The organism is Streptomyces sp. NPDC001020, from assembly GCF_053599115.1.
On record NZ_JBSFLQ010000034.1, the window covers coordinates 61,273 to 81,825 of the forward strand.

The following is a 20,553-nucleotide window of genomic DNA, read 5'->3' on the forward strand; positions in this document are numbered from 1 at the left end:
ATTTGGCATCACATCTGACCATGCCGGATTATTGGGCCCGTCCCGGCGTCCCGGGCACCGGTCAGGAGAGAGGCGCACCACCCCATGCACGTCACCGGAACCGCCCCGCAGTCGGCTCCGGCCCTGCAGGAGAACCCTGCGGCCTCCGCCTCCGCCGAGGACCTCACCGGCGACACCGGTAGACATGCCCGTCGCTTCGGGCTGCCCGTTGCCACCGCGCTGGTCATGGGCAACATCATCGGCGGCGGCATCTTCCTGCTGCCGGCGTCCGTCGCCCCGTACGGCACTGTGAGCCTGGTCGCCTTCGGTCTCCTGACCGTCGGCGCCATCGCCCTCGCCCTGGTTTTCGGTCGACTCGCCCAACGTGACCCGCGCACCGGTGGGCCTTACGTCTACGCCCGCGCGGCCTTCGGCGACTTCGCCGGCTTCCTCGCCGCCTGGGCGTACTGGATCACCACGTGGGTGTCGAACGCGGCGCTCGCCGTCGCCGCCGTCGGCTACCTCGACGTGCTGATCCCGGTGAACCACCACCGCTGGACCGCATGCCTGGCAGCGCTCACCCTGCAGTGGCTGCCCGCGCTCGCCAACTTCGCGGGCAGCCGCTACGTGGGCGCCGTCCAGCTCGTCTCCACCGTGCTCAAGTTCGTGCCGCTCCTGCTCGTCGCGCTGGGCGGGCTGTTCTTCTTCGACCCGGACAACCTCGGACCGTTCCAGGCGAGCGGCGGCAGCATGATCGGCGCTGTTTCCGCGTCCGCCGCACTCCTGCTGTTCTCCTACCTCGGGGTGGAGTCCGCCGCCGTCAGCGCGGGCGAGGTGAAGAACCCCCGCCGCAATGTGGGACGTGCCACCGTCATCGGTACCACGGGCGCGGCGCTCGTCTACCTGCTGGGCACGCTGTCCGTCTTCGGCTCGGTAGCCCACGACCGCCTGGTGAAGTCCACCGCGCCCTTCTCTGACGCCGTGAACGTCATGTTCGGCGGCACCTGGGGTGGCTGGGCCGTCGCGCTCGCCGCGCTGGTGTCGATGACCGGCTGCCTGAACGGCTGGACGCTGCTCAGTGCCCAGACCCCGTACGCCGCGGCGAAGGACGGCCTGTTCCCCGCCGCCTTCGCGCGCAGGCGGCGCGGCGTTCCGACCGTCGGGGTCGCCGTCACCGTTGTCCTTGCCTCGCTGCTCACCGTCTACAACTACACATCGGGCTCGGTCAAGGTCTTCGAGATGCTGGTCCTCGTCACCACGTTCACCGCGACGGTGCCGTACCTGCTGGCCACGGCCGCCCAGATCTTCCACCTTGTCTCTGGGCGGCGCGAGCGGGTCGACCGGGCGCGGCTGGTGCGGGACGCCCTGGTCACGGCGGTCGCGGCCGCTTTCACGATGTGGCTCGTCGCGGGCGCCGGGTACGCGGCGGTGTACCAGGGTGTGCTGTTCCTGTTCGCCGGAGTCATCGTCTACGCGGTGATGGCGGCCCGCCGACAGAGGCGGCCTGGCGACGCCGTCGGCTGCTGATCGGACAGGACCGGTCATCCCGCGCATCTGTCGGCGGCACTCGCCTGCCATTCACGTCCCATCGCGCGAAACAGTGCCGGATACACCCCCAGGTACCGGAAGGGCTTGATACCGGTCATGTATGCGGTGCCGAACAGTCCGTTCGGCTTCACCAGGACGGCCATCTGACCGCGATAGTTACCGGCCCCATCCGGGACCCAGCCGAGGTGCATCACCGCGTGCACAGTCTGGTTGGCTGTCTCGGCCACCCACTCGTCATGCAGTTGGTAGACGGAGGTGAACGGCAGCGAACGCAGGTCAGGCCCCCGGGGACACTCCCGCAGGTCCGTCGGCAGCCGGTCGCGCAGCGTTCGCACCCGGCCGTCGGTGCCGGTGCCGGGCCTGTCCCAGCCGAACCACCTCCCGAGTGTCCAGCGGGCCGCGAAGAGCACGCGGTACGCGGGGGAGCGGGTCGTCCTCGTGTCGCCCCCGCCGTTCGCGATCTGGCGCACCAGGTGCGGGAGGTCGTCGGGACCGCCTGGTGTCGGAAGGTCCCACACGTCCTCGAGGTGGAAGTCATCGGCGATCTCGTGGATCCGCCAATGGCGGGACGTGTATGCGGTTTTGGGGAGTCTCATGAGCTGGCCCCTATCTATACGATGCCGTATAGAGAAGGCTAGACCAGGTTATACGCCCCCGTATAGAAGAGGATGGCGTGAGGGAACTCACTCGAAAGTGGCTCCTGAGGTAGCGCCCGTGACCGGCCCCCGCGAAGCCGGCAGGTGCACCGTCGGCCGGAACGACATACGGCCAGGCCGAGGCCCGCAGGATCGCGGAGGCATCGATCCGGTAGGGGCTGCGGCGAAGAACCGCCCGGCCTGAGCGTGGGAGAAGGAGCGAAGGCCGGGCTGGAGCCGTCCCCGAGGCCGAGTCGGCGACAGGGAACGGGGACTTACCCGGTGGCTGGCCGCGCCGTACGTGTCGTCGCTCGTACTGGACACCGGAATGCGGGTGTCCAACGCCAGGGCGAAGAAAACACTCGGTTGGAAGCCCGCGTACGCGACGTACCGGGACGGCCTGCGGGCGTCGGCATCGAGCTGACGTTTCCGCACGAAGTGGGGGTCCGGACCTGGGTCAGTAGGCCCAGGCCCGGAGGCGCGGCCCGCGCCGTGGGCGGATGGTGTCCGGTCTCGGACGCCCCAGCAGACGAAGACTTACATTCCCCCGGCATCCCTCATATCCATGTAGACATGTAGTAACACCCGTGTCGCGCCTCGATCTCCTCGATCCGGGTGCGGCCGGATCCGCTGCCTCAACTCGCGCGACAAGTCCCAGTTCCGGTACCCCTGAGCGCTGTTGATGAGAGCGGGCAGGGTTTGGCTTCGGCCTTCAGTGCCGCCCGGACTGCCGGCCGCGTCGCGGTGGAATCCTTCGGTCGGGGCTCTGTCAGTGGGGTGTGCGACGATCCGAGGCATGTTCGTCTCGTTGGAATCCCTGGTGCCCACCGCAGGTCCACATGCCTCGACCACCTACGCCGACTGGGTCGCCGTCCACGACCCGGAGGCGGTCGGGACCGCGCGCGAGCTGATCGAGGACATGCGTACCGAACTCGGCCGGTCCTGGACCAAACCCGGTCGGTTCGTCGACGCGATGGCGGTGCGGGCCCGGCGCCTGCCACCGGCACACCTGCCGTGGTTCTGGGACACCGTGGGTCACCGGTTGATCGGCTGCGGAAGCCGGCCCGGCGGGCGGGCCTACGCGGCGGCGCGGGCGGCTGAGGCAGAGCACGGGCTGCCGGTGGATCCTGGCTATCGCCGGGCCAACGCGCTGTTGTTCGCGACGGGCGGGGCCATGCCGGTCAAGGAGTTCGGGGCCCATCAGCGGTTCCTCGCCGAGACGTTGGAGCCGGCCGCCGCGCACACGGCCCTCGGCGCGTTCCTGACCGCGTGGGCGGACTCGCCGGCGGACCTGCCGGCAGATCTGGTGCGCCGGGTGCAGGCCTCCGCCAAGTCGGCCGGGCACGGGGACGAGGAAGTCGCGCGTGTGGTCGGCGAGATCCTGTCGGTCACGCGGAAGAAGTCGGTGCCGGACGCACTGTTGGACGCCGTCGGCCCGATCCTGGCGGCCCACCCGCCGACGGACACGACCGCCGCCGGGCTGGTGGAGGTCTTTCCGGACGGGGCGACCGACGGCGGGGCCTGGCTGCGGGTGCTGATCGGCTGCGGCGCGGCGGAGGCGATGGAAGCCGGGCGGGTAGTGCCCGAGGGAGGACTGCACCACTGGGTGGGGAAGTTCGTGCACATGTACCAGTACGCGGCGCAGCCCGGCGGCGGGGTCGCGCGGCAGCAACTGCCGATGGAATTCCTCGATCTGGTGGGCGGGTTGGGGCCAAGGCTACGGGCAGAGGGCACCCCGGTGACGGTGCACACGACCCGGCACCACTACCAGGGTTTCGACGCGGACCTGTTGGATGCCTGTCTGGCCGCTGGGGTGGCGGTTGTCGATCCCGGCCCGGAGATCCGGATGCGGTTCTGGGGTGAGCGGTCCCGGCGGGACCTGGCCGCGCTGGCCGCCGACCCGGTGTTCGGCCCTCGGTTGGAAGGCACCGTACACGCGGAGCTACTCCCGAGCTGGTCACCGGTGCGCCGACGCCGGTCCGGTTCGGCGGTGACCCTGCTGCCGGGCAACGAGGGCATCGCCCAGGAGGTCGCCGGGCGGGTCGGCAAGCTCGTGGAAACCATCGCGGGCGGCGGCATGGCGGGGGCCGAGGAGGCCGTCGCCGAATTGGAAGTCCTGTTGGACCGGCCGACGGTGGCGGCGCTCGGTGGGATCACCGAGGCCCTCGCCGAGGCGGGAGCGGCAGGCGCGCTGCGGCGCTCGCTGGCAGCTGGCCTGCCGGAGGAACTGGCATGGCCGGCCCTGGAGTCGGTGTATGCGGAGTTCGCCGAGAGCACGCGGAACGCGACAGGTGAGGGGCCCGAGGAAGCGGTGGGCGGGGCGCTGCCCGGGGTGGCGGGGGTGACCGCCACCTGGCCGGTGCTGACGGTGTTCGGGCGTGACCGCGCGGTCGCCGTCGCCCCTGAGGGCGTGCGGGGCTCCTGCCGGTTCGCGGTGCCCGACGACGCGACCATGTTCGCGGTCCACTATGTGGGCGGCTCCTTCCTGGTGAGTTGGACTCTCGCCCCGGATCCGTACCACTGCGACACCGCCGTCTGGGCGGATCGGCCCGACGAGCCGTTCACCCCGGACGAGGCGGGCGGCCTGGTGCCCTTCGGGGGCAGCCTGGATGGCGCGTACGGCTTCCAGTTCGAGACCGCCGACAGGGGCGGGCGGCACGGCGGCAAACGGGTGCTGCGCCCGGGCGGCAGGGAGGGAATCGACCGCGACGAGCTGCAACTCGGCGACGGCTCACGGATCTGGACCAACGCCGTCTTCGGGCGGCGGCCGTGGGAGGTGGTGGATCCGGTCACCGGGGACCCTCAGGGCGCGGGGGCGCTGCCGGACTTCCCGGGCCGCGCCCCTGATCCGGACGCGGATCCGTCCGAGGCCGGCATGTCCCTGGCCGTCGAGGCCCTGCAACTGGCGCCGCTGCCCGCCGGGCTGGTCGATTCCCCGCTGGGCAGCCGGGACGGGCTTGTCGGGACCCGAGTGCTGTTCCGCACCCGGCACCGCGACCACGCGCCCGACCACTTCCTGGTGGAGAGCGTGGACGGGCGCACGGCCCGGTTCGACATCGACCGGCCGGGGCAGGAGCCGTGGGCTCTGTGGGCGCCGCCTCAGGGCGCGGATCAGGACGTGATCCTCGCCGAGGCGGAGACCCGGACGGGCGTGCGCGCGTACGCCGCCGACGGGGGCCTGCTGTGGGAGCTGGACGGGCATCGATCGCCCCGGCACCCGCGGGCGAAGCCGGTCCGGCGGGTCACCGTTTCGGACGGCGTGGCCCTGCCGCCCGCCTTCTGGTATCTGCTGCGGACCCGGGACGCGGCCGGATCCAGGGCGCTACGGTCCGTGGGACGGGACACGGCCGAAGCGTTGCTGACGGCCGCCCGCACCGATGCCGAGACACTGCGCGCCGCCGTGGCACGGGAGTTGCCCGAGGTCACCGAACCGGTACTGGTCGAGGCGGTCGTCGCGGTGGCCGAGCGGGCCGCCCGGGTGGAGGAGCGCCGGCTCGCCCTGCACCGGCGGGTCACCCTCCTCGCGCAGGCACCGCCGGTCCTGCCGCGCCGGTCCGTTCCGGACACCGAGCTGATGCCCGCGTTGTTCGGGCTGGTCTCGGACGAGGATCGGGATCCGTGGCGGCGAAGCCCGGACGCGGCGCTGCCGGCGACGTTGAGCGCGCTGGTCGCCGACGGTGCCTGCCTGGCGGGGACCATCGTGGAGGAGGTGCGGCGGCTCTCGCCGCCTGCACCGCCGCGCGACTGGTCGCAGCTGATGGGTGCGATCGATGCCGCGGCCTGGCGAGCAGCGGTGGCACCGACCCCGGACGCGGCGCGCGCCGCCTTGGTGGCGCTACTGGACACCTGGGCCGACCTGCCGTTCGCCCGCGCGGGCCGGCGATGGTGGGTGGGCCGCACGTCCGCCGAGGTCCTGGACGGGCTGCGGGACGGAGGGATCGCGGTGGCGTCCGGTGCGGTGCGGGCTGGAGGCTCGGAGTGCTGGTTCGTGGCGGCGGCCGCCGAGGAACCGGAGGACGATCCGGTGCGGGTCGGGGTTCCACAGGCGCGGCTCGTCCGGGTGGAGCGGGACGACGCCGCCCGGCTGCGGTCCCTGGTGGCGGCGATCGAGGAGCACGGGCCGGTCCCGGTGCCGGAGGCGGCGGCCGCGCGCTTCGCCGAACTGACAGGCGTACGACGGGCTGTGGCCCGGCTCGTGGTGGCCGGTCTCGTCGGCCGCTCCGAGCAGGAGGAGCACCGAGCCCTGGTGCGCAAGGCCCCGTACAAGGCCACGGCGATGACGGCCGAGACCTACGACCGGCTGCTGGCGCGGCTCGGGAGCGCGGGCCAAAGGGCCGTCCTCGCAGCGGCTCTGCCCGCGGACCCGACCGAGCTGTGGCGGCCCGGAGGCGTCGAGGCGGCCGTGGAGCGAATGGCCGAGGTGTGGCGGGAGCTCTTGGGCGTCCTGACGGCCGTGCACGACGAGGCGGCCGACGCCTTGGAAGCCGAGCTGGGGCTGTCCGAGGTATGGGCCCGGCGGCTCGGGGGCGGGTACGGGGCCGCGGTGGACGCGACCGTCGAGGCGGTCGGCTGGGAGTTGGCGGGGACCCCGTACGGCACCGGGGTCGAGGTCCGGGCCGTGCCGCCGACGGTGACCGAGCTGCCCTACGGGACACGGGTAGGCCTCGACCTCCGGGCGATAGCGAGCGCGTTGGTGTGGGCATGGACCGACCGGCCCGTCGGTGACCCGGCAGTGGCCGGCGCGATGAAGCTCTACGAGCGGTTGAGGGCCGAACTGGACCGCCCGGAGCTGCTGATGGCGCTGCCCAGTGGGCGGATCAAGGACACCTCGGCCCGGATCGCGGAACGGTTCGGGCCCGAGCGGCTACCGGTGGCGACGGATCGGCGCAAGGAGAAGGACCCGGTTCCGGTGAACGCGTACGACTCCGGGCCACTGGTGGTGTGCACGCCCAGTGGCCTTGCCTTCCTCCGGCCCGCCGCGGTCGCCGACCCGGAGGTGTGGCGGCGGGTCCGGGACGTCACCGACCTGGCCGAGGAACTGGACCGAGTGGCACCACTGTTGGTCGGCGGCGGGCTGGACCGGATGATGCGCCGCGCCGAGTCGGGAGCGGTACCGGTCGGGGCGTACGAGGCGGATCCGCGGCAGTCCTGCCCGGAACTGGTTGCGCGAGCGGCGAAGGAGCTCGGGGTCGGTGCCGACGCGGCGGCACTGCACCTCCAATTGGCGACGCTGGCCGCACCCACCGACCGCAACGTGCGGCGGTGGAACGGCTGGTCGACCAAGCGGCACGCGGAGGTTCGGGCGGAACTGCTCGGCACAGGCGCGGTGGTGGAGGCCAAGCGCGCACGGGCGGGCCGAACCCTGTTCCTGCCCGGGGAGTGGACCGAACTCAAGGCCCCGCATCTGCCGCTGGAGGCCGCGAAACTGACACCACACGCGGTGCGCCCGCTGTGGCGCAACGAGATCCACTCCCCATTCGGGCGGGTGTTGCCCACGGCACCGCTGCACGAGATGTTCGCGGCAGCCTGGGACCGGGAGCGCGGCGGAACCGGTGGGACGGCCTGAGGCCCGACGCCGGCCTGCCGTCACCCGCCGGCTCTGTGGCCGCCCCGAGCGTCAGCCGCACTGCCAAGTGAGCATCGCGCGGTCGAAGCGGTGCTGGGCCAGGTCTTCGGGGCGGATGAGCCAGTAGAGGACACCACAGTCGCCCCACATCATGTCGGCGTCGTCGTCCGTGTCGAACTGCGCGAGCACCACCCAGCGCAGGGCCTCTTCCGGGATGCGGGGGTCGTCCCACGGAGGACTGGCCAGGGCGCCACGGGCCACCTCGAACTCCACCTCGTCCTGTATCGGGGTCGCGTAGCCGCCGATACGGTGCTCGGTGCCTTCGAAGAGGTTCCACAGTGCCTTCTCGAAGTCCTCGTGACGCACTGGGTGGTCGTCCGGCATCGGCGTGAACTCGCGGGAGACGGCCGGGTGCCGCGGCTGGGGTGCGGTGGTCTCCAGCCGTGCCGTCAGTCGCACTTCGCGGTAGGTCTGGATCTCCCGCGGCGCCGCCCGCTCGGCGACCGGCACATGCGCGGGTATGTACAGCACCCGTGCGCCCATCCAACTATCGGGATCACCCGGGTCGACCACTGCACAGCCGTCGTCAAGCTGCCCGTCGAAGTAGAAGAAGGCCAGGACGCCGTCTGTGGGCAGGGCGATGTCGAGGTCGGTGGAGGGGAGTTGGCCGCAGTCGAGTGAGGCGACGAATGCCAGGGGCCCGTGTCCCTCCCACACGGGCCACGGCTCGTCTTCCGGGAGCTGCGGCAGCCCGCCGAGTCGGCCGACGACGGGAGCCGCGTCTGTTCCGGTGTGTTTGTGCAGCCGTAGGCTCGGCCGCAGCAGACCGATCCACCGCTGCGCGATGTGCTCGGGCAGGTGAGTACGGGCGAGCAGACGAAGTCTGTCAGCAGGGTCCTGTGTCATGGCAGCGATCATGCGCTCCTGCACTGACAACACGGCGGCGCGGCCCCCTGTAACCTGTCGGATCCTCCCGCTTCCGCAGGCCGGCGTGGTGGAGGAGCAGTTGCGTCCGGCCGCCCTGTGGCCGGCCCCGCCCGGCCCGCGGCGGAGCGCGCGATAGCCGGACGGGGCCTTCGTCGTCGTACGGTGTGCCCTGGTCAGCGCCGCCCCAGCAGGAAGTCGAACACCGCCTGACGGCCGCTGTCGTCGGCCGCCCTGCTCTGCACCGAGTGGGCCGCACCCGGCACCACGACGGCCTGGGCCTGCGGAGTCAGTTTCTTCTGGTCGTACAGATATTCCAAGGGGGTGGACAGGTCCCGGTCCCCGCCGAGCAGCAGGACCGGTACGCCCGGAAGCCTGCGGTGCTGTGGCGGCAGCGGCGGCACCGGCGTACGCGGCCAGTGCAGGCAGCTGAGCATCGAGCCGAGGCCCGTCGCCGTGGCGGCGTCGAACGGACCGTAGTCTGCAGGTGTCAGCTCCGCGGCCGCCTTCTCCAGCGCCTCCTGGCGGCCGGACACCGGTGTGTCCGACGTGCCCCAGGGGTAGCGGCTGTCCAGGCACAGCGTGGAGGCGTGCAGCCCCTGGCTGAGCTCCTCGGCGCTTGCTGCGCTGCCCTGCCGCACGCCCGCGATCAGGCCCCGCAGCGGTCCGGGGTCACCGCTTGCCGCCTTGTGCAGAGCGTCGATCATCTCCGCGTAGTCCGGGTCCACGAACTCCCAGGTGGTCAGGGCATCGATCACATCGGCGCCGTTGTCGTACCTGCGCACCACCTCGGCCAGATCGGCCGCCGGGTCCGTGGTGCAGCCGGTCGCCCTGCAGGCCGCCGTCAGCACGCGCGGCGCCGCGCGCAGGGCGGCGCGGTCCATCGGGTCGTACCCCGTCTGCGGCACCACCGAGTCCAGGACCAGCCGTGCCACGTTCTGCGGGTGCGCCAGGGCATACCGCTCAGCGGTGTACGTGCCGTACGACACACCGTCGAGCGTCATCTTCCGTACGCCCAGCGCCTTGCGCAGCAGTTCGAGGTCGGCGACCGTGTCGGTGGTGCTGTAGTAGCGTCGCTCGGGACCGATGGCCGCGGCGCAGTCCGTGACCGCCCGGGCCGTGGGCGGCGTGAGGTCGGACGACCCCATTTCCTGCTGCAACTCAGGACATTGGAGCGCGCCGGCGCCGGTGCCACGCTGGTCGACCACGACAAGGCGGTAGTCCTTCAGCACCGGCCCCAGCAGCTTGCTCAGCCGTTCGACGAACGGCACGCCCGGCTGGCCCGGACCGCCGGTGAGGAAGAGCAGGACGCCCTTCGGGGCCCTCACGTTGTCCGCCACCGCAACCTTCAGACTCAGCCGGCCCGGCACACCGCCGTCGTGGTCGAGCGGGACGGTCAGCGTGGCGCAGGTGAAACCTCCAAGGCCGGGACAGGCCGCGGCGCCGGAGAGCCCCCCGTTCCCTCCGGCCCGTTCCGCGGCTGCCCCGTCCTGTGCCGCGGACGTGCACGTCCCCGACAGCACCAGCACGCTGACGGCGGCCAGCGCGGCCGCCCCCAGCGAAGCCGGTCTTCCACCCCTTTGCGCCTTGCGGCCCGCCCGGGTTCCTCGCATGCGCCACATTCCCCGTACCCCCGTATCCCCGATGCTGCGGGCATGCCGACGCTCCTGGTGCCCTGGCATCCCCATGTGCTCCGCGTTCCGTGCCGACACCAGGCTGGGCCGAACACACCTGCCAGTGCGAGCCTTCGTGCGAGGATTCGAGCACATTCGAAGGACTCGGGCAGCGACAGGGGAGCGCCGTGATCGAACTCATCGTGGACGCCGCCGGGTTGGCCCGCTCCCGCTTCGCCGTCTCACCGTTGCACGAGGTCACGGCGACCTTGCTCCCATGGGGCGTACGCCCGGCCCAGGACGCCGATCCCTGGATCGCGCGCGCCCGCCGCGTGCTACGTCGGGCGCGGTTACCGCTGCTGTCGGAGTTGGCCCTGGACAGCGGGGGCTATGTGCCCGACTTCCTCAGCCCGCATCCGTCCCGCCACTCGGCCTCGGTCGAGGAGGAACTGGAGCGGGTGCGCAACACCCCGCCCGATCGCGTTCTGAGTGAGCTGGAAGCGCTGCGTGACGGCCGCCCGACCAGCGGTCTGGCCGGTGCACAGCTCCCCCCTGAGGTGCGGCGGGCCATGGCACGCGGCGGCATGTATGTCGCCCGGCAGATCGCGGAGGAACTACGGCGCTACTGGGACCTGGCCTTCGCCCCGCACTGGGAGACCGCCAGGGCAGCCCTCGAAGCGGAGGTCGACCGGTGCGCCGGTGTACTGGCCCGCCACGGTGCGGCCGAGCTTTTCAACTCGTTGCATCCCGGCATCGCGTGGTCCGACGGCACGCTGCGCGTCGACAGCCGGTTCACCGTGCGACTCGCCGTGCCCCTGGTGATCGTGGTGCCGTCACTGGTGGCGGCACAGCCGGCGGTGGCGGTGGACCCTGTGCGCGGCGGATGCAGACCGCCCATGATGGCCTATCCCGTGCGTGACCGGGCCACCGCCGCGACACCTCCCTCCGTCGAGCTGGCCAGGCTGCTCGGCCCGACGCGCGCCGGACTGCTCACCGCGCTGGCATGCCCGGCCTCCACCACGCAGCTCGCCGAACGTCACTTCCTCAGCCCGGCCACCGTCTCCTACCACCTGGGTGTCCTGCACCGGGCGGGACTCGTCACCCGAGCCCGCTCCGGACGCGCGGTGCTCTATCGCCGTACCCCGGCAGGCTCCCGGCTGGCGGCAACCCACTAGGCATCGGCGGGCCAGCCGGCCACCCCAGGTGACCCGGTGACCCGACATGGCAGAGTGTGCTTGGTGGACTACTGCAGACCAGTGGAGCGCGACCCTGCTCCGGAAATTTACGGACGCCTCCGTGTGCAGACCGCCGATCTTGGTCCGGCCCTCTGGCTCACCGAGCGGGCCCCGGGGTACGGCGACTTCGGCACGGTGACAGGTGTGGCCGCGCCCGGATTCGCTGCCTACGCCCGAGTTCTGCACCCGGCTTCCCTGGGCGAGCAGCCGGTGCGATGGTCCGCGGTGGCTACGGCCTACGGGCGCGAGGTGGCGCCAGGCACAAACTGGCACGAGCTGATCGGGATGGATCGCGACTACCAGAACGCCTCCGAGTACGGCTTGCCCGGCGTCTGGGACGAGCATCCGGCTGAAGGCCCGACTCCGCCCGCTGTCGCCCAGGCCCTGATCCCGGTCCTGGCCCGGCACACCCGCACTCCCGAGCACTGTTGGTTCGGTCTGTGGAACGGCTACGGGCGGTGGGAATTCGACCGGTTTCCTTCCTTCGAGACACCTGGCAGGGAGGAGGTGTTGCTCGCCGGAACGCTGATCGATGCCGTCTCGCCGGTGTCCCTGGAGGAGTTCGCCGAGCTGCCCGACCTCTGGTGGCCGCAGGACCGTGCCTGGTGTCTCGGCGGTGACGTGGACCTCGTAAGCACCTATGTCGGCGGATCCCCGGCGCTGATCGCCGAACTGCTGGCCGCTCCCGAGTTGGAGGTACACCCGGTGGCGCCCGAAGACGCAGTCGGCTGAGGCCCACCCGGAGATCTCGGCACGCAGCTTGCCGCCCCTACGCCGGGCCGTCAGGTGCACAGGGGTGCAAGCACGGAGCCGAAACGTCGGTTCCTGTGCCTGCGGTCATGTGCTGTGCGGCTGCGCGAGGGTGTACCTCACTGATCGCTGTTGCTTGTGGCGCCGGATCCGCCCCTTTGCGACGAGTGACTCGAGGGCGTTGCGAACGACCTGCGGGGTGGGCGAGCGGTCCGGGTGCTTCTCGATGAGTTCGTCTCGCAGTTGCTGCGCCAGGCGTGCCTCGTCATGGGTGGCGAGCAGGTCCATCGTGGACCCCAACAGCAGTGGCCGATGTCGATCGCGGACGGCCGCGCACGTGCCCGTCGCCGACGGGCTCACTGGAAGGCCACCCGGCCCGCCCTGGCGACGTGTGCGAACGCCGCGTGCGGCCAGCCCACTCGCGGACACGCTGCCTGCACGCACTGCGGAGCCACCGAGGAGCTTCGCGATCGAGGTGACGGTGTTCTCCGGGCGGACAAGCAGGTCGCGGGCGTGACGTACCTGCTCCTCCGTCATCGCCGGCGGGCGGCCGAGTCTGGCACCGCGGGCACGAGCAGCGTCCAGGCCCTCGTTGGTGCCCGGCACGATGAGCTCGCGGATGGACTCCGCCAGGGCCGCGAGCACGTGGAAGACCAGGCGTCCGCCGGGCGTGGTCGTGTCGAGCGCCTCATGCAGCGAGGTGAAACCGACGCCACGCTTGCGCAGACCGGACACGATCGCGATGAGATCCTGGATGGAACGGCCGAGCCGGTCCAGCGACGGGACAATGAGGGTGTCACCCTCGCGCAGGTAGTCGAGGGCCTTCCATAATTCCTCGCGTCGGCGTTCTTGCCGGACTTCTTGGCGGCGAAGATCCGGATGCACCCTCCGGTGAGTGCGTGGATCTGCCGGTCGAGCAACTGCCCTTTGGTGGACACGTGTGCGTATCCCACGAGGCCGCCGGTCCGCGCGGCCGGAACAGGGGCGAGGAGATCGGCGGTGTCGTCGTCCTGCGGTGGCTGTGCCTGCCAGACCGTACAGAAAACGATGCCCCTCAAGTTCTTGAGCACGTCGACCTTTTGACACCGTTTTGTGGGCATGATCCGGTGCCGATCCGCCCGTGAGCCCTCGCTTCCGATCTTGGTCGCGTCGTCGTGGGTATTCCCGTGCAGTGACCGTCCCCCTGGTCGCCCCTCGCTTGTTCGTGAACGGCCTCGTACCAACATGCCCTTGGTGGGGCGGCCTCGGAGGAGGACGTACGGCATCAGGCTCTGAGAAACGCCAGCACCGCCAGGACCCGGCGATGCCCGTCCGTGTAGACCGGCAGATCGAGTTTATTGAAGATGCTGCCGATGTGTTTGTTGATGGCGGCTTCGCTGACGAACAAGTGCGCCGCCAGGTTCGCGTTGGACCGCCCTTCCGCCATCAGGCTCAGCACCTCCTTCTCGCGGGCGCTGAGCCGCTCCAGCGGATCGGGACGGAGCTTGACGAGCTGGTGGATCACCTCGGGATCCACCACGGTCCCGCCGGCTGCGACGCGGTCGAGCGCCGACATGAAGTCGGCGACCGCGCCGACCCGTTCCTTCAGCAGGTAGCCCACCGCGGCGCCGTTGCATGAGTCGAGCAGCCGGATGGCGTACGACCGCTCGACGTACTGGCTGAGCACCAGGATCGGCAGCCCCTTGTACGACTCGCGCAGGCCGACGGCCGCACGCAGCCCGTCGTCCCCGTTTGAGGGCGGCATCCGTACGTCCGTGATCACCAGGTCCGGCCGGTACCGGTGGACGGCCTCGACGAGCGCCTCGGCGTCGCCCACCGCGGCGAGCGTCTCGTGCCCGAACCGCTGGAGCAGGCCGACCAGTCCTTCACGCAGCAGGACCGCATCCTCCGCGAGGATCACACGAAGTGGCATGGAATCTCCACGTGCAGCAGGGTCGGGCCACCCAGCGGGCTGGATACCCGCACACGGCCGTCCAGGGCGGTCAGTCGATCGGCCAGGCCGGTCAACCCCGTGCCGGAGGCAGGATCCGCGCCGCCGAGTCCGTCGTCCGTGATCTCCAGGACCAACAAGTCGGAATGGCATCGGCCGTGCACTTTGGCGCTCCGGGCGCCGCTGTGTCGCGCAATATTGGTCATGGCCTCGTTGATCAGGAAGTACACGTTGGTCTCCAGCTGCCGGGGAAGTCGTCCCGGCAGCCGGAGATCGACGGTGACCGGAATGGGGAAACGGCTCGCATGGTCCTCGACCGCGGCGACGAGGCCGTGGTCCGCGAGAACTGGGGGGTTGAGCCCTCGGATCAGACTGCGCAACTCCTGGTGGGCGAAAGAGAGTTGATTTTCGGCCTCGGTAAGCTGGGCGACGAGCGGGGACCCTTCGGGAACGTCCAGCCGCATCAGACCGAGAGTCATCCCGAGCGCCACCAGTCGTTGCTGCGCGCCGTCGTGCAGGTCGCGCTCGATGCGTACGCGCTCCGCGTCGAAGGAGTCGATGAGCCGGACCCGCGACGCGTGCACCTCTTGCAGCGACTCCCCGAGTTCCTCGTCGCGGGGGGCGAGGACGGTCCGGGCGAGCGCCGCGCGCGCACCGGCCCACGATGTCACGGTGTACGGCGAGGCTAGCAGCACGATGACGCCGAAGACCGCCCACGGCCAGGTGGTCCTGTCGGCCGACTCGAAGGTCAGCGCAGGCAGGCCGAAGGAGAAGGCGAGCACCAGCAGATCCAGCCACCACAGCGCCGCCGCGGAGATGAGCGTGAAATGCAGCTCGCGCCAGGTGACCTGTTCGGTCAGACGGGTCGACGCCCAGGCGCGCAGCCCGGGCTCCTCCATACGCCGGTGCGGGTTCGGCATCGCATCGAGGTCGACGAGCCGCAGCCGGCGCCGCTCGACCGCCGCCACAGCGATCGAGGACAGGACGACGCCGACCAGGGGCGCCACACCGACCAGAACCACCAACAGGATCAGCCCGGCCACAAGCCCGGTCACGAACACCGCCACGGCCGCAGCGCCGACCACGACACCGGTGGCCAGATACGCGAGTGACCGCCACGGCCAACTGGAGGCCAAGAAGCTCAGAGGACGCTGAGCCATCGCCTGCCAAGCCGTTCTGGGACGCATGAGGCAACGGTATGTCAGGCGACTGTTTCACCGCAGTAGAGCTAGTTCTACCCGTGAAGTAGAGCGCAGATCAATGTGGTGCACTGGGCCGCTCCGCTGGAATCGACCCCGTGACCACTACTAGGCAGGCACCCGCATCGGACGCGGTTCAACTGCAGACCGTCCGGAAGATCTACAGGGCCGGCGACCGCTCGGTCGCCGCGCTGGACAGCGTCTCCATCGGTTTTCCGCGCGGGACGTTCACCGCCATCATGGGCCCGTCCGGCTCCGGGAAGTCCACGCTGCTGCAGTGTGCGGCTGGCCTGGACCGGCCCACCGAGGGGCGGGTGATGCTGGCTGGCGTCGACATCGGCCAGGAGAACGAGAAGGAGCGCACAAAACTGCGGCGGGACCGCATCGGCTTCGTGTTCCAGGCCTTCAACCTGGTCGAATCGCTCACCGCGGCGCAGAACGTGGAGCTTCCGTCCCGTTTCGCCGGCCGCCGGGTCAGCCGCGAGCAGGTGGACTCCGCGCTCGCCGCAGTCGGCCTGGCGGAGCGGGCCGGCCATCGGCCCAGCGAGCTGTCCGGTGGTCAGCAGCAGCGCGTCGCGCTCGCCCGCGCCCTCGTGACCCGGCCGGACGTGCTGTTCGCGGACGAGCCCACCGGTGCCCTGGACACCACCACCTCGCGTGAGGTGCTGCAGATGATGCGCCTGCTGGTCGACAAGGAGGGGCAGACCACCCTCATGGTCACCCACGATCCGGTGGCCGCCGCGGTCGCCGATATGGTCGTATTCCTCAAGGACGGCCGCATCGCCGACCAGATCACCCTCAGCCGTAACGCCGACGGCCGCAACGCGGCCTCGATCGCGGCGCACATGGCCGGCCTGGAGGCGTGATGCTGGTCTTCGCGAACGTCCGCGAGCGCTGGACCAGCTTCCTGGCTGCCTTCGTCGCGGTACTGGTGGGCGTGGCACTCATCACCACCACCCTGATCATCTACGACTCCTACCGCCCCAAGGTCCAGTCCCGGCTGTCAGCGGCCAACGTGCTCGCCATCCCCGCCCAGGCGGTCAACCAGGCCCGGACCCCGCAGGACCGGATGCCGTGGAGCACCGACGAGGCCCGGCCGCTGATCGACTCGCTGGGCGCGGTGCAGGGCGTGGCCTCCGTGGTGGTAGACCGCTCCTTCTACGCGCAGGCGTTCCTCGACGACAAGCCGGTCGAGGACGAGGGCGCCCTGGTGGCGGGGCACGGCTGGTCGAGCGCACGGCTCGCGCCATACGTGCTCGTCACCGGACGGGCACCGGCCGCCGCCGACGAGGTCGTCGTGGACCGGGCGCTCGGCGTATCCGCGGGAAAGAAGCTCACTGTCAACATCACCAAGGGGCGTACCGAATTCCGTGTGGTCGGTACCGTCGACGGGCCGGGCTACTACTTCACCGAAGACTTCGCCGCGCGCCAGGAGCCGGGTGTCGGTGCCATCGCGCTCCTCGCCGACAAGGGCACGTCCGCCGACGACATCAAGGCGAGGGCCGCCGGCGTCGTCGGCGACAGGGGCAGCGTGGTCTCCGGCGAGAGCCGCTCCGCGCTCCAGCCGGAGTACGTGGAGCACAAGCGGTTCCTCGGCACCCAGCTCATCGGAGCCATGGCGACGCTCGGTCTGTTCACCACAGTGTTCGTGGTCGCGTCCATGCTGGTCCTGGCAACCGGGCTGCGGCGCCAGGAGATCGGCCTGCTACGCATGATCGGTGCGTCTCCGCGCCAGGTGTGCCGGATGATCCTGGGCGAGGCGGGCCTCATCGGTCTGCTGGGCGCGCTGGCCGGCTGCCTGGTGGGTGTCGCCGCCGCGCCGCTGCTCGGCAACATCCTGCAGGGCCTCGACGTGACGCCGCCCGAGCTCTCCGTGCGGGTAGCGATGTGGCCGCTGTTCACGGCGGCCACGATCGGTGTCGGCGTCAGTGTCCTGGGAGCCTGGTCGGCCGGCCGGATGGCCGCGCGGGTGGCGCCGATCGAGGCGCTGCTGGACAGCCGGGCGAACAGCAGGACGATGAGCCGCTCCCGCTGGATCGGCGGCCTGATCGTGCTCGGCCTCGGTGTGGTGCTCGCGATCGGGACCGCCACGGCTGGCGCCGACACCCGGATCAACGTGGCGATCTTCGCAACGATGGTGCTCATCGTGGCAGCGGCGCTGCTCGCACCGGTGTTCGTCGGCCCCCTAGGGTGGGCGCTCACCACGCCGTTCAAGAGGCTTGGTTCGGCCGCTCCGCTTCTGGTACGGGCGGAGCTGAGCGCCAACTCCCGCCGGGCCGCGTCACTCGCCGCCCCGGTGATCGCGGCGGTCGGATTCGCCGTCCTGCTCAGCGGCATGGTCGAGACGATGCACGTGGCGTACCCGGCGGGTGACGCGCTCAAGCTCACGGGACAGGTCATCGTGACGTCGTACAAGACCCCGGGCAACACCGACGAGGTGGTCTCCGCCAACCCGGTGGGCAAGGCCGCGCTGCCGACCCGGGCCTTCGTCCGCGACAAGGACGGCACGCTCACCGTCATCGATGCGCTTGGCTCGCGCGACGCCCGCTGGAATAAGCCGGGCCAGGCGGTGCTCGGCGAGAAGATGGCGGACTTCCTCGGAGTGAAGGCGGGTGACGAGCACGCGGTGAGGTTCGCCGACGGCGCCACGGTAATGGTGCGCATCGCCCAGGTCCTGCCGGACGACCCCGCCCGAGGCGATTTCGTGATGTCCCGTCAGCTAGTGCGCGAGCATGACCCGGCAGCGCTCACCGACGACATCTTCGTTCCGATGAAGTCGAAGCCCACCTCGGTCGTTCCCGGCACCGCGGTGCACGACGCGGTGCGGTTCGCGCTCGACGACTACGCCACCGACTCGAAGCTGACCGACAGCCTCGCCGTCATGCTGATCGTCATCGCCGTCGGCTACAGCGGGATCGCCGTCGCCAACAGCATGGCCATGACCGCGCACGGTCGGCGCCGCGACTTCGCCGTGATGAAGTCGGCCGGCGGCACGATACGGCAGCTACTGCTGTTCTCCGTTGCTGAAACCGCCCTCGTTGTCGCGGTCGGCGCGGCACTCGGCGTCCTGGTGACCTTGGGCCCGCTGGCCGGCATGGCGTCCGGACTGTCCCAAGCGACCTCCACGAAGGTCGGGCTGCACCTGAACCTGTCCACCATCGCCGCGGTGATCCTCGGCTCCCTCGTGCTGGCGATCGCGGCGAGCGTGGTCGTCACGTGGCGGACTATGCGTCGGGCGACAACGTAGAACGGCAGCACGTGAGACATAGGCCGGGGCCTGGCGTCCGGTTCATCCAGGATGCCTCGTTCTTGATCCTGCGCAGGGCATCAGCAGTTCCACCAGCGTGTCTGTGATCTCTCGGTCCCGATCGTGCAGCAGCGCAGCCATCAACGTCACCCGCAAGCGTGGCCCGTACCCCTTTGGACCTGGACAACCTGGTCGAGCAGTCGTCGATCGTCCTCTCGGGGCTTCGCCCCGCGCAGCCGTACGACCCCGGATCAGCCGCGCGTCCCGGCAGCCGTGCCCGCGCCGTCCTTCCGCTTCGGGTCGGAGTCGAGCCGGATCGTGCGCCCCTGCCAGCGTCCCCGCAGCCAGCGGTCGTGGCTGGCCAGCACGATCGCACCGGGACCGCTGCCCAGCGCCGCCTCCAGCTCGTCGCACAGACGCGGTGACAGATGGTTGGTGGGTTCGTCGAGCAGCAGCAACTGCGGTGGTCGCGCCACCAGCAGCGCCAGGGCGAGCCGCCGACGCTGCCCGACCGAGAGCTGACCGACCGGCTTGTCCAAGTCCGCCTCGTGCATCAGGCCCAGCGAGCTCAGCGGCACCGCCTCCGCCCGTTCGACGCCCAGCACCAGCTCATAGGTATCCCGGACGATCCGGTCCGGCCGGTCGAAGACGGTGTCCTGGGCGAGCAGCCCCACCGTCAGCCCTTGTCGCCGCCGCACCTCGCCCTCGGGCGCGAGCCGCCCCGCAAGCACGGCCAGCAGGGTCGATTTCCCGGCTCCGTTCCCCCCGGTGACCAGCAGACGGTCGGTCGCCGACACCTCCGCACTCACCGGCGGGAGTCGGCCCGGCACCTGCACAGCCTGCAGTGACACCAGGGGGTCGTCGCCCTCCGCCGCCGGTGCGGCCAGCGCCGTGCTCTCGAACCGCAGCGGCCTCGGCGGCTCAGCGACCCGGGAACGCTCCAGCTCCTCCAGCCTGCGGCCGGCATTGCGCACCCGCCGGGAGATCTGGCTCTGCACCCGGCCGGCCCGGTGACCGTAGCCCATCTTCTCGTTGTCGCGCGGCCCTCGGTCCGGAGCCACCCGGCGCGCGGTTACCCCGGCCGACACCCGCAGCGCCGCCAGTTCCTCCTGCTCCTCGGCCCAGCGCCGTTCCCAGCGTTGCCGCTCCGCACGTTTCTCGGTCAGGTAGGCGCTGTAGTTGCCGCCGTAGCGGATCGGGCCGTCCATCGCGGGGTCGAGGTCGACCAGATCCGTGCACACGGCGTCCAGGAAGGCCCGGTCGTGACTGGCCACCACGACGACCCCGGGCAGGCCGCGCACCTGCTCCTCGACGAAGGCGGCGGCGTCGTCGTCGAGGTGGTTGGTCGGTTCGTCCAGCAGCAGCGCGGAGGGCCGCCGGACCAGCAGCGCGGCCAGCGCCAGCCGGCCGCGCTGCCCGCCGGACAGCGATCCGAGCGTCCGGTCGTGCCCGAAGGCGCCAAGCCCCAGGCCGTCGAGTACGAGCGCGGCGCGCCGGTCGGCGTCCCAGGCCTCCCGCTCCTGGGCCTGCTCGAGCCGGAGGCCGTACGCGTCGAGCAGCCCGAAGTACTCGGGCGCGTCCTGCGAGGTCCGCGCGAGCCGATCAGTGAGCCGTTCCAACTCAGCGAGGTCCTCCCTGGCCTCGCGCAGGGCGTCGTCGAGTACTCCGGTGATCGTCGCGTCCGCCTCGTACGGCATCTCCTGCTGCAGAAAGCCCAGGTCGGGCGGACGTGTGACGCTGCCGGCATCGGGCTCGTCCATCCCGGCCAGCAGACGCAGCAGGGTCGACTTGCCGACACCGTTCTCCCCGATCAGCCCGATACGGTGCCCGGGGGAGGCGGTCAGAGAGATGCCATCGAGCACCCTTCGCGCACCGTGGACGCGGACGAGGTCGTGGGCCAGCAGGGCCGGCTGAGGCATGGGGATCC

13 protein-coding genes and 2 pseudogenes are annotated in these 20,553 nt (G+C 70.9%); 8 read left to right on the plus strand and 7 right to left on the minus strand.

What is annotated here, in order from left to right:
• The first annotated feature begins 84 nt into the window (after window positions 1–84).
• The gene (locus ACWDEX_RS27790) at window positions 85–1,506 is read left to right on the plus strand and encodes an amino acid permease (RefSeq protein ID WP_450466928.1); all 1,422 of its coding nucleotides are present in this window, start codon (window positions 85–87) and stop codon (window positions 1,504–1,506) included.
• 14 nt (window positions 1,507–1,520) lie between these two features.
• Here ACWDEX_RS27790 and ACWDEX_RS27795 read toward each other — a convergent pair whose 3' ends face one another.
• The gene (locus ACWDEX_RS27795) at window positions 1,521–2,123 is read right to left on the minus strand and encodes a DUF2867 domain-containing protein (protein ID WP_450466929.1); all 603 of its coding nucleotides are present in this window, start codon (window positions 2,121–2,123) and stop codon (window positions 1,521–1,523) included.
• 835 nt (window positions 2,124–2,958) lie between these two features.
• On the opposite strand from ACWDEX_RS27795, the gene ACWDEX_RS27800 reads away from it, so the two are divergent.
• Window positions 2,959–7,728: a hypothetical protein gene (locus ACWDEX_RS27800; RefSeq protein WP_450466931.1), complete on the plus strand. Its 4,770-nt coding sequence runs from the start codon at window positions 2,959–2,961 to the stop codon at window positions 7,726–7,728.
• 51 nt (window positions 7,729–7,779) lie between these two features.
• On the opposite strand, the gene ACWDEX_RS27805 is transcribed toward ACWDEX_RS27800, so the two are convergent.
• Together ACWDEX_RS27805 and ACWDEX_RS27810 are read right to left on the minus strand one after the other, a co-directional pair.
• Window positions 7,780–8,634: a YwqG family protein gene (locus ACWDEX_RS27805; protein WP_450466932.1), complete on the minus strand. Its 855-nt coding sequence runs from the start codon at window positions 8,632–8,634 to the stop codon at window positions 7,780–7,782.
• Window positions 8,635–8,828: 194 nt separating this feature from the next.
• On the minus strand, window positions 8,829–10,265 hold the full coding sequence (locus ACWDEX_RS27810) for an alpha/beta fold hydrolase (protein WP_450466933.1): 1,437 nt from the start codon (window positions 10,263–10,265) through the stop codon (window positions 8,829–8,831).
• Window positions 10,266–10,453: 188 nt separating this feature from the next.
• Between ACWDEX_RS27810 and ACWDEX_RS27815 the strand changes: the two genes are divergently transcribed.
• The 3 genes and pseudogenes from ACWDEX_RS27815 to ACWDEX_RS27825 all read left to right on the plus strand — a co-directional run.
• Window positions 10,454–11,440, plus strand: a complete 987-nt coding sequence (locus ACWDEX_RS27815; protein ID WP_450466935.1) for an ArsR/SmtB family transcription factor — start codon at window positions 10,454–10,456, stop codon at window positions 11,438–11,440.
• A gap of 123 nt (window positions 11,441–11,563) precedes the next feature.
• Complete coding sequence (locus ACWDEX_RS27820; RefSeq protein WP_450466936.1) at window positions 11,564–12,232, plus strand: hypothetical protein; 669 nt, start codon at window positions 11,564–11,566, stop codon at window positions 12,230–12,232.
• A gap of 330 nt (window positions 12,233–12,562) precedes the next feature.
• Window positions 12,563–12,646 (plus strand): annotated as a pseudogene (locus ACWDEX_RS27825) (hypothetical protein); the annotation flags it as partial.
• Between the two features lie 222 nt (window positions 12,647–12,868).
• On the opposite strand, the pseudogene ACWDEX_RS27830 reads toward ACWDEX_RS27825, so the two are convergent.
• A pseudogene (locus tag ACWDEX_RS27830) lies at window positions 12,869–13,135 on the minus strand (recombinase family protein); the annotation flags it as partial.
• Between the two features lie 14 nt (window positions 13,136–13,149).
• On the opposite strand from ACWDEX_RS27830, the gene ACWDEX_RS27835 reads away from it, so the two are divergent.
• The gene (locus ACWDEX_RS27835; protein WP_450466937.1) at window positions 13,150–13,374 is read left to right on the plus strand and encodes a hypothetical protein; all 225 of its coding nucleotides are present in this window, start codon (window positions 13,150–13,152) and stop codon (window positions 13,372–13,374) included.
• 140 nt (window positions 13,375–13,514) lie between these two features.
• On the opposite strand, the gene ACWDEX_RS27840 is transcribed toward ACWDEX_RS27835, so the two are convergent.
• Together ACWDEX_RS27840 and ACWDEX_RS27845 are read right to left on the minus strand one after the other, a co-directional pair.
• Window positions 13,515–14,162 (minus strand): response regulator, encoded by a 648-nt coding sequence (locus tag ACWDEX_RS27840; protein WP_450466938.1) that lies wholly within the window; start codon window positions 14,160–14,162, stop codon window positions 13,515–13,517.
• Complete coding sequence (locus ACWDEX_RS27845; protein WP_450466939.1) at window positions 14,147–15,367, minus strand: sensor histidine kinase; 1,221 nt, start codon at window positions 15,365–15,367, stop codon at window positions 14,147–14,149. Before ACWDEX_RS27845 ends, ACWDEX_RS27840 begins: the two co-directional genes overlap by 16 nt.
• Window positions 15,368–15,477: 110 nt before the next feature.
• Here ACWDEX_RS27845 and ACWDEX_RS27850 point away from each other — a divergent pair, with 110 nt between their 5' ends.
• Both ACWDEX_RS27850 and ACWDEX_RS27855 read left to right on the plus strand, forming a co-directional pair.
• Window positions 15,478–16,245, plus strand: coding sequence for an ABC transporter ATP-binding protein (locus tag ACWDEX_RS27850; RefSeq protein ID WP_450466941.1), 768 nt, complete (start codon window positions 15,478–15,480; stop codon window positions 16,243–16,245).
• A complete protein-coding gene (locus tag ACWDEX_RS27855) occupies window positions 16,245–18,626 on the plus strand; it encodes an ABC transporter permease (RefSeq protein ID WP_450466942.1) in 2,382 nt (793 codons plus the stop codon). Before ACWDEX_RS27850 ends, ACWDEX_RS27855 begins: the two co-directional genes overlap by 1 nt.
• A gap of 251 nt (window positions 18,627–18,877) precedes the next feature.
• On the opposite strand, the gene ACWDEX_RS27860 is transcribed toward ACWDEX_RS27855, so the two are convergent.
• Entirely contained in the window at window positions 18,878–20,545 is a 1,668-nt protein-coding gene (locus ACWDEX_RS27860) for an ABC-F family ATP-binding cassette domain-containing protein (protein ID WP_450466943.1), read from the minus strand.
• Window positions 20,546–20,553: the final 8 nt, after the last annotated feature.

Coding starts and splice junctions, on each gene's coding strand:
- ACWDEX_RS27790 (WP_450466928.1), top strand. CDS start 85: ATGCACGTCACCGGAACCGCCCCGCAGTCGGCTCCGGCCCTGCAGGAG.
- ACWDEX_RS27845 (WP_450466939.1), bottom strand. CDS start 15,367: ATGCGTCCCAGAACGGCTTGGCAGGCGATGGCTCAGCGTCCTCTGAGC.
- ACWDEX_RS27805 (WP_450466932.1), bottom strand. CDS start 8,634: ATGACACAGGACCCTGCTGACAGACTTCGTCTGCTCGCCCGTACTCAC.
- ACWDEX_RS27810 (WP_450466933.1), bottom strand. CDS start 10,265: ATGCGAGGAACCCGGGCGGGCCGCAAGGCGCAAAGGGGTGGAAGACCG.
- ACWDEX_RS27860 (WP_450466943.1), bottom strand. CDS start 20,545: ATGCCTCAGCCGGCCCTGCTGGCCCACGACCTCGTCCGCGTCCACGGT.
- ACWDEX_RS27795 (WP_450466929.1), bottom strand. CDS start 2,123: ATGAGACTCCCCAAAACCGCATACACGTCCCGCCATTGGCGGATCCAC.
- ACWDEX_RS27840 (WP_450466938.1), bottom strand. CDS start 14,162: ATGCCACTTCGTGTGATCCTCGCGGAGGATGCGGTCCTGCTGCGTGAA.
- ACWDEX_RS27855 (WP_450466942.1), top strand. CDS start 16,245: ATGCTGGTCTTCGCGAACGTCCGCGAGCGCTGGACCAGCTTCCTGGCT.
- ACWDEX_RS27800 (WP_450466931.1), top strand. CDS start 2,959: ATGTTCGTCTCGTTGGAATCCCTGGTGCCCACCGCAGGTCCACATGCC.